Raw genomic sequence first — 14,373 nt, 5'->3', positions numbered from 1 at the left:
GAGCACCATCGCAGGTGGACGGTGGTCCCCCCGTCTTGTTACCGCAGCACCTCGTATGTGACGAAGGACAGGCCGTCGCCCAGCGCCTGCGTGCTGATCAGCCGCAGGCGCTTCTCCTCCGTCGTCTCGCCGAACAGGCGCCGGCCGGCTCCCAGCAGCACGGGGAAGACCACGAGGCGCAGCTCGTCGGCGAGGTCGTGTTCGATGAGCGTACGCACGAGTTCGTAACTGGCGTAGACGAGGATCTCGCCATCCGTCTGGCGCTTGACCTTCGCGATTTGTTCGACCGTTTCCTCGGCCGTGTCCCCCCGAAGCACGGTCGCGTTGGTCCACTGCGCTTGGTTGAGCGTCGCCGACACGACGTACTTCGGCATGCTGTTCAACTTGTCCGCCCACAGGCCGGTCCGCGAGGTCCACCGCTCGGCGAACCACGCGTCGCTACGCCGGCCGAGCAGCAGCGCGGTCGCCCCGAGCGCCTCCTCGGTCTCGAGCTTGGCCCAGGCTTCGAGGTCCCGGCCGCCGATCCGCTCGAACCAGCCGCCCAGCCGGAAGTCCTCGCGCCCGTCGGGATCTTCGACGACCCCGTCGAGCGAGAGATTTGTGGTGATCACGATCTTGCCCATTGCCGTTCCCTCCAGCTGATGTCCGATGACCTTCGGGTAGACACCGCCCGGGGCGGAAACTGTGCGGATCGGCGGATCACCGTCCCGGCAGCGACATGGGCAGGCCGAACCATGGGAACACCGAGTTCTCGAACCGGGTCATCGCGCCGATGCGGTCACCGGCCAGCGTGACCGCGAACAATCCGGTCGCGTGCCGGTCGCCGTCGGGTCCGCGGACGTAGGCCCCGAACGCCGGGTTCGCGTTGGCCCGGGTGGGCACCAGGCTGTACACCCGGCTGGGGATCAGAAGCAGCTCGAAGAACCTCGCCGCGACGTCGCGACCCTCGTACTCCAGCGGCATCGGCGGCATCGACAAGAAGATGTCGTCGGTGAACAGCTCGACAAGCGCCCGCACGTCGGCGGCCTCGTACGCCCGGACGAACCGGGTCGCGATGGCCTCCTCGGCGGGAGAGCCGGTCGGCGTGGTGCCCGAGGGCCCGAGCTCCGTCCGGCGGCGCTCCAGATTCGTGCGGGCTCTGGTCAGGCCACTGTTCACCGACGGGAGCGAGAGGTCCAGCATCTCGGCGACCTCGTTCGCGCGGAAGCCCATGACGTCGCGCAGGATCAAGACGGCGAGTTGCCGGGGCGGCAACGATTGCAGCGCCGCGACGAAGGCCAGCGAGATCGACTCGGTCTGCTCGTACCGGGCCTCCGGCCCGAGCGGCAGATCGAGTACCCCGTCGAGGAGCGAGTCCGGTAGGGGACCGAGCCAGACGGCCTCGCCCAGTCTGGTCGGTTCCGGTGGCTCCACGCCCGGGATGTCCCAGGCTTTGGCCGGTCGGCGGCGGGCGGCGCGCAGCGCGTTCAAGCACCGGTTCGTCGCGATCCGGTAGAGCCAGGTCCGGATGGACGCGCGTTCACCGAAGCCGTTCAGACCCTGCCACGCCGCCAGGAGGGTCTCCTGCAGAACGTCTTCGGCGTCCTGGATCGAGCCCAGCATCCGGTAGCAGTGCACGCGCAGCTCCCGGCGATGGGGTTCGGTGAGCGCCCGGAACGCGTCGCCGTCACCGGCGCGGGCTCGCGAAAGCAGGTCGGAGGTCACGACAAGGTCCCTTCGAGATTCGCAGTCCATTGCCGTATCGACACCGCCGAGGCTCCGGATTGAGCGCGCCCGGCGCTAGTTCGATTCGGTCGCGCCCTGCGCCTAGTTTTCGCGACCGCCGGTGTCGACACCACTGCTGACGCCGTACCGACGATCGGGACGGCCGGACGACAGAGTGGAGCCGTGTTATGCACAACAGGCGCAAAGGCGCCGTTCTCGCACTATTGTGCGTGGCGCAGTTCATGGTGGTGCTGGACATCGCGATTGTGAACGTCGCGTTGCCCTCCATCGAGCGTGACATCGGGGTCGGACCGAGCGCGCTGCAGTGGATCGTCATCGCGTACGGGCTCACGCTCGGTGGATTCCTGCTCCTCGGGGGTCGGCTGGCCGACCTGCTCGGCCGGCGGCGGGTACTGATCACCGGACTGGTTCTGTTCACGCTCGCGTCACTGGTCGCGGGCGTTTCCGGATCCGCCGGCCTGCTCATCGCCGCCCGGGCGGCGCAGGGGTTCGGTGCGGCGCTCATCCCGCCGGCCGCCCTGTCCATCCTCGCGGTGACCTTCTCCGCGAACGCCGAACGTGCGCGCGCCATCGGGTTGTACGGCGCGACGGCCGGCGTCTCCGCATCGGTCGGCGTCGTCTCCAGCGGGTTGCTGGCCGACGGACCGGGTTGGCGCTGGATCTTCTTCATCAACGTTCCCATCGGCATCGCACTCGTCATCGCGGCCGCCGCGTTTCTCACGGCGGAACCGCGGGGCGTCGCCTCCGGCCAAGCCCACCAAGGCCATGGCTTCGACGTCGCCGGAGCGGTGACCGGGACAGCGGGCCTGCTGCTTCTCCTCTACGGCGTCAATCGCGGCGCGGACCTCGGATGGTCCTCCGCGCTGACGCTCGGACTGTTCGCCGCGGCGGTGGTATCACTGGTGGCTTTCGTCGCGATCGAACGACGCTCGCAAGCGCCATTGGTGCCCGGCGTCGCGGTACGCAACCGAACCCTGGTCGCCGCGAACATCTCCGCCTTCTTCACGTTCGCGGCGTTCTTCGCATTCATCTTCCTCGGTTCGCTGCTGATGCAGCAGGTCCTCGGCTACTCGGCGGTGCGTACCGGCGTCGCCTGGCTCGCCACGACGGCGATCTCCTTCGTGGCGGCCGCCGTGACGGGCGGCAAGCTCGTCACCCGGTTCGGCGTACGGCCGCTGCTCATCGTCGGCCAGGCGCTGCTCGCCCTGGCGCTCCTCCTGCTCACCCGGGTGCCCGCTGACGCGCATTACCTGACCGATCTGCTGCCGGCGCTGCTGCTCGCCGGAATCGCCGGAGGCATCGCCGCCCCGGCGGCCCAGATCGGCGCATTGTCCGGCGTCCGGCCGACCTTGAGCGGCCTGGCGTCCGGGCTGGTCGAAACGGCGAGGGAGATCGGCGGAGCCGTGGGCGTCGCCGCAGTGGCGACCGTCCTGGTGTCTGCCTCCGGCGTGGACGCGTTTCACCGCGCGTTCTGGATCGTCTTCGCCATCGCCGCCGCCGGCGCGGTATCAGCCGGCACCTTGTTTCCCCGACCGGCACGTCATTTGCACGACAGAGAGGAGAACCATCTCGTGACCACGACCGAAGCGATGGACACGTCCACAAACGGCTTCACTGTGACCTTCACGGTCACCCAGACCCCGGCTGAGGTGTATGCGGCCGTCATCGATCCCCGCGCATGGTGGTCGCGCGGCATCGACGGCTCCGCTGCGCAGGCGGGCGACGAGTTCGACTACCGTTACCTCGATGTCCACCGGTGCCGGATCCGGATCGTCGAGGCCGTTCCGGGGCAGCGCGTGACCTGGCATGTAGTCGACAACAGCTTCAACTTCGTCAAGGACGACACCGAATGGGTCGGCACCGACACGACGTTCGACATCAGCGCCGACTCGGCCGGTACGCGACTGGTCTTCACCCACCACGGGCTCGTGCCGGAGTTGGAGTGCTACGACGCGTGCAGCAACGGCTGGGCCCACTACATCGGCGAAAGCCTGCGCGGCCTGATCGTCACCGGAGAAGGGCAGCCGAACGACGCGGACACCGCGTACACCGAATTCGAACGGCAGTTGCGGGCGAGCCTGCCCCCGGCGGCCGCCTGATCGGGAGTGCCGACGGTCCCGCTTGCGCCAACGGGCGGGATCGTCGGGTCCGTCAGGCCGACGGCAGGAGCTTGCCGACGTCGGGCGCGTACACGGTCATCCACTGCGGATGCAGGCGGTAGTAGACGACTTCCTCGTCCCAGTCGAAGGCGTCCGCGCCATAGAAGTCCTGGAAGTACGCCAATATCTCGGGCCAGTCCTCGGCGGGCCCGCCCGATGGCGGATTGAGGATCTCGACGGTGCCATGGGTGAACACACCCAGGTCCTCGCCGCGCATGTGGGCGACGCTGGCCGCCGGGCGGGCCGCGAGATGGCGGGCTTTGGCGGCGGTGCGGGCGGTGCCGAAGTGCCATTTGCCGTGCAGGAAATGCCCGTCGGCTCCGCTGATCCGTGGCTCGCCCTTGGCCGTGACCGTGGACAGGGCGAGCGTGCACATGCCCGTCAGGATCTCGGTGAGCTGCGCCGCCGTGATCGTGCGGCCGACGACGATCGACCGCAGATGAGCTGTCGATCCGGCGAGTGAGCGGTCGAGGAGCGCCTGCAGGTCGCCGAGCTCTTGGGAGGTCTCCAACACCGTCTCACTGTATCCGCGGCATTGTCTCTGCGGCTTCGAGCGCGCCGGGATCACTCAGTACGCGCAGTTCACGGCCCCGGGCGGCGAGATCCACGAGCCCGGCCTGGTCCGCTACCGCGGTCGAACGGCTCGCGTGCTCGACCGCCTTCGGCCGGTCGCCGAGCTGGTGCCAGGCGTACGCGAGGTTGTACCGGGCGACACTGATCGGGTGCGGACGACCGAGACGCTCGGCGATCGCCAGCCCGAGCTGGAAGTCCTCGATCGCCTCCGGGTACGCCTCGCGCAGCCCGGACAGCAGGCCGCGGCCGAGGTGCACCGTCATGGCGAGGTAGTCGTCGCCGGCCCGAGCCGCCAAGGCGAGCGCATGATCCAGCCGGGTCTGGGCGTCGGCGTACTCGGTGGCCGGGTCGGCGCCGGTCGCGATCATGTCCTGGATATACCCGGTCAGCGCTGGTTCGTCCTGTGCGACGGCCACCTCCAGCGCGCGCAGCAAGGTCGGGCGGGCGGCGGCGTACTGCCGTCGGCGGCGGTTCACCGCATCGCGGGCCGACAGCAGGTACGCGTCGACGGAGGTGTCGTCGAGCTCGATCGCGGAACGCAATCCGACCTCGCAGACGGCTGTCCAATCCGGACGCTGCGATCGCATCCGCAAGTACGGCCGCAGCATCAGCCCCAGCGACGCGCCCCACTCCGCGTGGCCCTGTTCGGCGGCGGCGCTCTTGGCCGAGAGCAGATTCGCCGCTTCGACGTCGAACCAGGCCATCGCGTCGGCGGCGGACTCGAAGATCGACTCGGCGGTACCGTCGTCCGGTGTACGCTCCGCGATGCGCTGGTGTGCCGCGGTCGTCATCGCCACGTAAGCAGCCAGCGCCCGTCGCAGCACGTCGGCGTTGTCACCGGTCAGGCTCGCGGCGTAGTCGCGTACCAGGTCGTGCAGAGTGAACCGGCCTGGCGTGGGCTCGACCACCAGCCAGGCGTCCACCAGCTGCTTGAGCAGCACACCGACCTCGTCCCGAGGCAGCTCCAGCACTCCGGCCAGCACCTGGATCCCGAAGTCCGCGCCCGGCAGGGCCGGCAAGTATCGCAGTACCGCCTGCTGCACCGGCGTGAGCCGTTCGACGGACTGGTCGATGACCGCGCGCAGCGTACGCCGCGGATCGCCGGCCACCACGAATCGCCCGAGTCGGTTCGGCGCGGCCAGCCGGTCCGCGTACTGCCGGATCGTGTCCTCGGGCCGGTCGGCCAGATTCGCCGCCGCGATACGCAAAGCCAGCGGCAGCCGCCCGCACGCCGTCGCCAGATCGGCCACCGCTTGCGGGTCGCGAGCGGTCCGGTCGCCGCCCACGATCCGGGTGAGCAGGTCGGCCGATTCCGCCACCCCCAGCTCGGCCAGCTCGATCCGGGCCGCGCCGTCTCCCGCGATCAGGCCGCCGAGCCGGTCGCGGCTGGTCACGAGCACCATGGGGCCCGGACCGCCCGGCAGCAGGGGACGCACCTGGTCGGCGGTGGCGGCGTTGTCCAGCAGGATCAACGCCTTGGCCCCGGCCAGCCGGGCCCGGTACAGCGCGGCGGCCGCATCCACGTCGGCCGGCACGTCGCCGCCGGGGAAACCCAGAGCACGGAGCACGTGGCGCAGCGCCTCGGCCGGGGCCATCGGCTCACGCGGACCGTAGCCGTGCAGGTCGACGTAGAACCGCCCGTCCGGGAACCGGTGCGCGTTGCCGTGCGCCCAGCGTACGGCGAGCGCGGTCTTGCCGACGCCGCCTGGGCCGCTGATCACGGTGACCGCCACGCCGGGAACCGCGTCCAGTCGCGCAAGTTCCGCGGCGCGGCCCGTGAAGTCGGGAACATCGTGGGGCAACGTGCTCGTTCCGCGGCTCGCGACCGTCACGGTCGCCGGCAGGTCCAGCGACGCGTCACCGGCCAGCACCGACTGGTGCAGGCCGCGCAACGCGGCCGACGGCTCGATGCCCAGGTCCTCCACCAGGCTAAGGCGGATCTTCTGATACGCCGCCAGCGCGTCGGCCGGCCGTCCGGCCCGGTACAAGGCCAGCATCAGCCGTCCGGCCATGTCCTCGTGCAACGGATGAGCCTCCGCGAGCGCCGTCAGCTCCGGGATCACCTCGCGATGCCGGCCGCGATCCAGCTCGATGCCGAACAACATGTCGTACGCCGCACGCTGCTTCTCCTCCAGGTGCGCCCGGACGACCGGGGCGTACGCCGCCGTGACGCCCGCCAGCGGCGTACCACGCCACAACGTCAACGCGGCCCGTACTTCGTCGGCGGCGTACTGCGTGGCGCCCAAACCCCGAGCCGTCTGCACCCGGGCGGTGAACTGCGCGAGGTCGAACTCGTCGGGGGTGACCGTCACCTGATAGCCGCCCGGCCCGGATTGGATCGGGTCACGACCGGCCTCGCGCAGCGCCCGGCGTACCGCCGAGATCGCGACCTGGATCTGCGTGCGCGCCGTCGCCGGCGGCGTGTCGCCCCAGAGTACGTCCACCAACTGATCCGCCGAGACGCTCCGGCCGGAGTTGAACAGCAGGTACGCGAGCACCGCGCGCCGCTGAGCCCGGCCCAGCTCGACCGGCCGGCCGGCGGCCGTCACTTCGACCGGACCGAGCACCGTGAACCACATCGCGAAACCCCCCGGCAGCCGACTAGATCGGAAGTTATCAACCAGCGGCCACCGTCATCCACCCGGTCTGCCGGACCGCGTATAGCGGACGTATAAGCGATCTCCCCGACACTGCCTTCCTCCGGTCGCCGTCCGGCTCACCGGTCCCAGGAAGGAACGTGGATGCGACAACGCGTGTTCGGCGTACCCGCCCGTGCAATGCGCGGTCCGAGACCGACGCGACCTCTACGAAGAGGTCGCCTACCAGGATTTGACTCCGTCCGCTTTTCGTTGACCGTCATCGTCTCGGTGGCGGTCGTCGTGTCGATGCTCGGCAATGCGCCAGTGTTCGCCGCCAAGCCGAAACGGGCCGGCGCCGTGTCGGTGGACACGGCCGTTCCCGTGTCGACTGCGAAGACCCGGCAGCCGTCGGCCTCGCAGACCGACGGTTCCGGCGTACGCGCCTTGGACCGGACGTCGCCGCCCGCCGGCGGTGCGAACGTGGTGGCCGTCGACGGTCGAGCCGTGACAGCCGGAGGACTCGCGATCGCGGTCTCGCCGGCACAAAGCGATCCCAAGGACCATGGTGCCGCCAGGACCAGTCCAGGAGGGACACCAGCCTCGGTCCGCGTACACGTGGCCGATCAGAACGTGAGCACGAAGCTGAACCTTCGGGGCGTCGCGGTGGGGCTGTCTCGCTCCGACTCTGTCGCCGCTTCAGCACGGGTACACGTGCGACTCGACTATTCGCCGTTCGCCAACCTGTACGGCGCGGACTACGGACAGCGGCTGCAGCTGGTTCAGTTGCCGTCCTGCGCACTGACCACTCCTGAGCTGGCCGAGTGCCAGACGCGTACGCCGTTGGCGTCGACGAACGCGGGCGGTGCGGTATCGGCCGAGGTCGCGATCGGCGGCGACACGTCGGCCGACACAGCGTCGGTGGTGGCATTGGCCTCCTCCACGGCGTCGGACGGGGCCACCTTCTCGGCCACGACCCTTTCGCCGGCGTACTCCTGGACGGCGGGCACCTCGGGCGGCGACTTCTCCTGGAACTATCCGCTGAAGGTCCCGGCAGGACTGGGCGGGCCGACGCCGGACCTGGCCCTGTCCTACGACTCCGGTTCGGTCGACGCGAAGACGCTGGCGCAGAACGGGCAGGCGTCCTGGGTCGGCGAGGGCTGGGATCTGCCGGTCAACTTCATCGAGCGCTCGTACCGGAGCTGTGCGCAGGACGGAACCCTCACCACGGACCTCTGCTGGTACTCGCCCTACAACGCCACGCTGGTCTTCCAGGGCCGGTCGTCGATCCTGGTCCGGGACAGTGCCACCGGTGTGTGGCACGCGTCCGACGACTCGGGGCTGAAGGTTGAGAAGCTCGCGGACACGTCCCTGGGCAACGGCGACAACGATGGCGAGTACTGGAAGGTCACCACCCTCGACGGGACGCAGCACTACTTCGGCAAGCACAAGCGCTACAGCGGCGACACCGCAGCGACGAACTCGGTACAGACCGAACCGGTCTACGGCAACAACTCCGGCGAGCCTTGCTACAACTCGTCCGGGTACGCCGCGTCGTCCTGCCAGCAGGCGTACCGGTGGAACCTGGACTACGTCGTGGACCCCCGCGGCAACTCGATGACTTACTTCTATGCGAAGAAGACCGGGTACGTCGGGACGAACAACAACACGAAGGTGCAGCCGTATGTGATCAACGGAACGCTGGATCACATCGACTACGGCACCCGGGCCGGTTCGGAGTCTTCCGGGAACGCGCCCGCGCAGGTGTGGTTCACCCGCTCTGAGCGGTGCGTCAACGCATGCGCGCAGAACACCTCGGACTATCCCGACACACCGTGGGACCTGTACTGCTCGTCGTCCACATCCTGTCCCGACCTGACGAGCGCGGCGTTCTGGACGCAGTATCGGCTGTCGGATGTGCACACCCAGGTGTGGGACGCGAGCCGCAGCGCCTATCGCAGGGTCGACCAGTGGAACCTGACTCATACCTGGCCGACCTCCGGCGACAACATCAGCCCGGCAGGTGCCGACACGTCGCCCAATCTGTGGCTCCAGAGCCTGACCCACGTCGGGTACGCCGCCGACGGTACGACGACGATGGCCGAGCCGTCGATCACCTTCGGTGGGACGGCGATGTTCAACCGCGTCGACTGGGGCAACGACATCGGGGTCGCCCCGTACACCCATTACCGGATCACGTCGGTCACCAACGGCACCGGCGGGCAGACCGTCGTCGCGTACGCCCCGACGCAGTGCGTACGCGCGACGAAGCCGTTGTCGGACTCCAACCCACTGCGCTGCTTCCCGCAGTACTTCAAGCCGCAGATCGCGGAGGCCGGCTGGGGCTGGTTCCACAAGTACGTCGTCAGCTCGGTGACTGACAAGGACCTGGTCGGCGGCTCGCCGGACATGGTGACCTCGTACGCCTATTCGACCGTCGGCACGACCGACGCCGCATTGTGGCACCACGACTACGGCGAGACCGCCGACTCGGCTTCCACGTCGTGGGCGCTGTGGCGTGGGTACGCCACCGTAACTGTCACCCGAGGCAGCGGGCCGCAGACCGTGACCCGGTCGACGTACTACCGGGGCATGGACAACGACGCCAAGCACACGAGCACCGCGATCGCCTGGGGTGAACGCAGATCCGCGGTCACTTCCTCGCTCGACGTCCCGAACACCGTCGGCGGCCTCACCGGCGCCGGTGCGAAATGCTTGGACCTGGCGAACGGCGGCACCGCCAACGGCACCAACGTCCAATTGGGTGACTGCACCGGCGGCCCTGGCCAGGTGTGGGACCTGATCGCCGACGGCAACGGCGCCCACTATCTGAAGAACCCGGCGTCCGGGCGATGCCTCGACCTGAACCAGTACGGCACCACCAACGGCACCAACGTCCAGCTGTGGGACTGCACCAACGCCGCCAACCAGTTGTGGGAGCACCAGGCCAACGGTGCCTGGAAGAATCCGGTCTCCGGGCGATGCCTCGACATCGACAACGCGCGTACCGCCAACGGCACGAACGTCCGGCTCTTCGACTGCTCCGGTGGCTGGAACCAGATGTGGCAGCCCCAGGCCAACGGATCGATGGCCAGCGTGCAGGCCACCCGATGCGTGGATCTGGCCGGTTACGGCACGACCAACGGCACTCGGGTGCAGACCTGGATTTGCACCGGCGTCGACAATCAGCTGTGGCAGTTGCAGTCGGACGGAACCATCAGGAACCCATATTCCGGCCGGTGCATCGAGGTCAAGGACTCCGCGACGGCGAGCAACAGTCCGGTGCAACTGTGGGACTGCACCGCGTCCGCCAACCAGATCTGGACGCTTCAGGCCAACGGCACGCTGAAGAACCCGGTCTCCGGGCGATGCCTCGACATCGGGGTCAATCCCGTGCTGGCCGCCCCGCTGGTCATCGCCGATTGCACCGGGGCCATTGGCCAGACCTGGATCAGCTGGCTGAGAGACGCCGACGGCACCCAGGGATTCCTCCGCGAAACCGCAAGGCTCGACGGCAGTCAGGTCACCTCGTCGACCATCCACACCGCGACGGTCCGCCAGACCGCGCAACGAGCATCGGCGGTCACTGGTGGCCAGGACATCACCGCGTACATGGTCCGCGATGCCGAGGAACAGACTCGCACTTGGCTAGCGGGAACCTCGAAGTGGCGGTGGACCGACACGCAGAACAGCTACGACGAGTACGGCCTGCCGACCGGAGTCAAATCGCTCGGCGACCCCACTACCAGTGCCGACGACAAGTGCACCGAGACCACCTACGTCGCGCGCGACGTAACCAAGTATCTCATCGACTACGTCTTGTCGTCGATCGTGCACGATTGTGCGGTCCTGCGGGACAGGCAATACCTGAGCGGAACGGAGTACTTCTACGACAATCAGACGATCTTCGGAGACGTACCGACCCAGGGTCTGGTCACCACAACCAAGGCGTTGACCTATATTGCGCCGATCAGGGCCACAGCGACCTGGGTGCAGCAGAGCCGCGTCGAGTACGACGCCTACGGCCGGCCGACTGCCAGCTATGACGCCTTGGACCGCAAGACTTCCACGGCGTACACGCCAGCCACGGGCGGACCGATCACTGCCGTGGCCGTGACCAACCCCAAGGGCGCGGGGTGGACGACGACCACAGTCATCGAGCCGGGGCACGGCACTGCGCTGACCGTGACCGACGTCAATGGAAAAGTCACCACCGGAGCCTATGACCCGCTGGGCCGCCTGGTGAAGACCTGGCAGCCTGGGCGTGCCACGTCCGGCACGCCTGACAACGAGTTCCAGTACGTCCTCAGCGGCTCCGCGTCGTCCTATGTGGTGACGAAAACCCTCGGCCCGGCCGGGCAGCCGATCGTCTCCTACCAGATCCTCGACGGCAACCTCCGCGCTCGCCAGACGCAGACCCCGACGGCTGACGGCGGCCGGACGATCAGCGATACCGCCTACGACAATCGGGGCCTGACGGCCAAGACATCCACCTTCTACAGCACCGGTACGCCCTCATCCGCCCTTGCCTCGTTTGCCGACACCGCCGTCGACAGCCAGCATCGGTACACCTACGACGCGCTCGAACGCCACCTGACCGACCAACTGTGGTCCGCCAACATCCTCAAGTGGACCGTCTCCAGCGCGTCCTACGACGGCGATCGCACGATCGTTGACAACGCGGCGGGTGGCACCGACACCACCAAGATCTTCGACGCCCTCGGGCGAGCCGTCGAACTCTGGCAATACCAGGGTGCCAGCCCGACCGGCGGCCACGACACCACCCGCTACCAGTACGACCGACTCGGGCGCCTGATCAACACGATCGGTCCGGACAACGTCCAGTGGTCCTACACCTACGACATGCTCAGCCGCCGGACCCAAGCTGTCGACCCGGACACCGGCACGACCACGACCGAGTACGACCCGGCCGGGCAGATCACCTCGATCACCGACAACCGCGGCCAGGTCCGCGTCTTCACCTACGACGTCCTCGGCCGCAAATCGGCCGAGTACGCCGGATCGCAGTCGGACGCCAACCTACGGGCCCAGTGGCAGTACGACACCCTTGCCAAGGGCCAGCTCTACTCTGCCCAACGGACGCCGAACGGACTCGGCGGCGCCACCTACTCCACCACCACTTACGCGGTGGATGACAACTACCGCCCGTTGACGGTCAGCCAGTTCTTCTCCGCCGCCGAAGGGTCCGCCGTCGGAGGGAAGACCTTCACCGTCACCTACACGTACAAGCCGAACGGAAGTCTCGCGACCAGCACCACCGCCAATCTGGCCGGGGCCGCGATAGGTGGGCTGCCCATGGAGACCCTCACCTACGGATACAACTCCGTCGGTCAGCCGGTCACACTGACCGGCGCGCAGATCTACATCGCCGACACCGCTTACACCTACGACGGCCAGGTCGGCCAGCAGATCCTGGGCGTACCGGGCAAGCAGGTCCGGCGCACCTACTCCTACGACGCCGCCACGCGGCGCATGACCGGAGCACAAGTCGACACGGAAAGCCCCAGCGCGCCGGGGAACTGGGTCGACAAGCTCACCGACGAATACGGATACGACAACGCCGGAAACGTCCAGTGGACGGCCACCAAGAACGCCGGCACGCGAGACGGAGCCGAATGCTTCGACTACGACTATCTCCGCCGGCTCACGGACGCGTGGACCGAGTCCAGCGTCACCTGTAACAGCTCCGCCAAGCAGAAAACCGGCCCAGCACCGGCGTACCGGATGTCGTGGACCTTCGACGCCGCAGGCAACCGTAAGACGGAAACCAGCTACAACGCAGACGGGACAGTCGAATACCAGTCGGCGTACGCGTACGGCGGCACTGGGAAACCAGCGCACTCGCTGACCTCCGTGACCACCACCGGCGCCGGGGCCGGCACAGCGAGCTACGAGTATGACGCTGCGGGCAACACCACGCGCCGGCCGGGACCGGGCGGCTCGCAGCAGAACCTGACGTGGAACGAGGAAGGCAAACTCGTCCAGGTCAGCGACAGCTCCGACACCACCATGGTGTACGACGCCAACGGCAACCGGATCGTGCGCCGCGATCCCGGTGGCTACCGCACTCTCTTCCTGCTCGACGGCACCGAACTACGGGTCAACGCAGACGGCGCGATCGCCGCGACCCGCTACTACGGCACGGTCGGCGTACGCACCGCGAACGTCGACACCTCGGGGAATCTGACCTCCGGTGACACGCTCACCTGGACGTTCAGCGACCACCACGGCACCGGCAACATCGTCGTCGACTCGTCGACCCTGACATGTCAGCGGCGACGCTCACTGCCCTACGGGGGTGCTCGCGGCGGCCAACCGGCCGGCTTCGGGAACAAGGGCTTCGTCGGCGGCACCAACGACGCGACCGGACTGGTCGAGGTCGGCGCTCGCCAGTACGACCCGACGATCGGGCGCTTCATCACCGTCGACCCGGTGTTCGCCGCAGACGATCCGCAGAGCTGGAACGGCTACGCGTACGCCAACAACGCTCCCGCTACCAGCGCAGATCCATCTGGGACACAGTACTGCGACGACTGCGAGGAGGGGGGCACGCGAGGCGGCGGAGGGACCTCCGGGTCGGGTGGCACTGGAGGCGGCGGAGGGTCTACCGGGGACAGGGGCTGTAGTACATCGTCGCCAAGTGGTAGAAGTGCCTCCTGTCCTGATGGAACGGGCGATCCTGGCAAAGGTTCTACTGGGCCTACTGAGAAGACCGTCATCCTGACGCCGATTACTTGCCCAAGCGGCGTCGCACCTGGAAGTACCTGCTACGTACAGGTCGACCCCAACGCCAAGCCGCAATCGAAGGATGCGGACTGCCCAATGTGGTCCTGGTTGTGCTCGATCGGTGATTGGGCATACGAGAACCGCGCGCTGATCGCGGCGACGATGGCAGGTGTCGGCTGCGTTGCCGCGTCGTTGGGTACCGCGACCCCCGCGTGTGTGCTGCTTGCTGGCGCAACGGCAGCCGTAGTAACGCAAGCTGCGGGAGACGTGATCTACGAGGACCACTGGCCCGACAGCGGCGAGGTGATCGGCACTGCCTTCAACGGTGCCCTCGCCGGCGAGGGTGGCGGTGGCATTGCCGAGCTCGTCGGAATCGGCAGGAAAGTCATCGCTAACCAGCTTGTGAGAGGGGCATCCACCAGATCGGCTTCTGCGGCAAGTACCGAGGCTACGTCCACTGCAACTACGCTTGGACCAGAAACTCGTATTGAACTTTTCGACAAGAATGGCTTTCCGATGAATCGTCCACCCAGCGGTGGGACCATTCTCGGGCCCGATGGCAAGCCGCTTATCATAATTAGTTGAGGAGCCGC

General features: G+C 67.9%; 6 protein-coding genes. 2 read left to right on the top strand and 4 right to left on the bottom strand.

The window, feature by feature from the left end; all coding sequences use genetic code 11:
* Positions 1 to 38: 38 nt before the first annotated feature.
* Entirely contained in the window at positions 39 to 623 is a 585-nt protein-coding gene (locus tag HOV77_RS21845; protein ID WP_290864482.1) for a dihydrofolate reductase family protein, read from the bottom strand.
* Between the two features lie 76 nt (positions 624 to 699).
* Positions 700 to 1,704: an RNA polymerase subunit sigma-70 gene (locus HOV77_RS21840; protein ID WP_290864480.1), complete on the bottom strand. Its 1,005-nt coding sequence runs from the start codon at positions 1,702 to 1,704 to the stop codon at positions 700 to 702.
* 230 nt (positions 1,705 to 1,934) lie between these two features.
* On the opposite strand from HOV77_RS21840, the gene HOV77_RS21835 reads away from it, so the two are divergent.
* A complete protein-coding gene (locus HOV77_RS21835) occupies positions 1,935 to 3,824 on the top strand; it encodes an MFS transporter (RefSeq protein ID WP_290864478.1) in 1,890 nt (629 codons plus the stop codon).
* Between the two features lie 52 nt (positions 3,825 to 3,876).
* Here HOV77_RS21835 and HOV77_RS21830 read toward each other — a convergent pair whose 3' ends face one another.
* Both HOV77_RS21830 and HOV77_RS21825 read right to left on the bottom strand, forming a co-directional pair.
* Complete coding sequence (locus HOV77_RS21830; RefSeq protein ID WP_290864476.1) at positions 3,877 to 4,398, bottom strand: pyridoxamine 5'-phosphate oxidase family protein; 522 nt, start codon at positions 4,396 to 4,398, stop codon at positions 3,877 to 3,879.
* A gap of 4 nt (positions 4,399 to 4,402) precedes the next feature.
* On the bottom strand, positions 4,403 to 7,036 hold the full coding sequence (locus HOV77_RS21825) for a BTAD domain-containing putative transcriptional regulator (protein ID WP_290864475.1): 2,634 nt from the start codon (positions 7,034 to 7,036) through the stop codon (positions 4,403 to 4,405).
* A 270-nt stretch (positions 7,037 to 7,306) separates the two neighbouring features.
* Between HOV77_RS21825 and HOV77_RS21820 the strand changes: the two genes are divergently transcribed.
* Positions 7,307 to 14,365: a ricin-type beta-trefoil lectin domain protein gene (locus HOV77_RS21820; protein ID WP_290864474.1), complete on the top strand. Its 7,059-nt coding sequence runs from the start codon at positions 7,307 to 7,309 to the stop codon at positions 14,363 to 14,365.
* Positions 14,366 to 14,373 lie beyond the last annotated feature (8 nt).

Source organism: Hamadaea sp. (assembly GCF_013362815.1).
Taxonomy (GTDB): Bacteria; Actinomycetota; Actinomycetes; order Mycobacteriales; family Micromonosporaceae; genus Hamadaea.
The sequence above is the reverse complement of the archived record's forward strand: the minus strand, read 5'-3'. Positions and strand labels throughout refer to the sequence as shown.

What these genes read in the sequence shown, in the direction of transcription:
- HOV77_RS21825 (WP_290864475.1), bottom strand. Translation starts at nt 7,036, where the DNA reads ATGTGGTTCACGGTGCTCGGTCCGGTCGAAGTGACGGCCGCCGGCCGG.
- HOV77_RS21845 (WP_290864482.1), bottom strand. Translation starts at nt 623, where the DNA reads ATGGGCAAGATCGTGATCACCACAAATCTCTCGCTCGACGGGGTCGTC.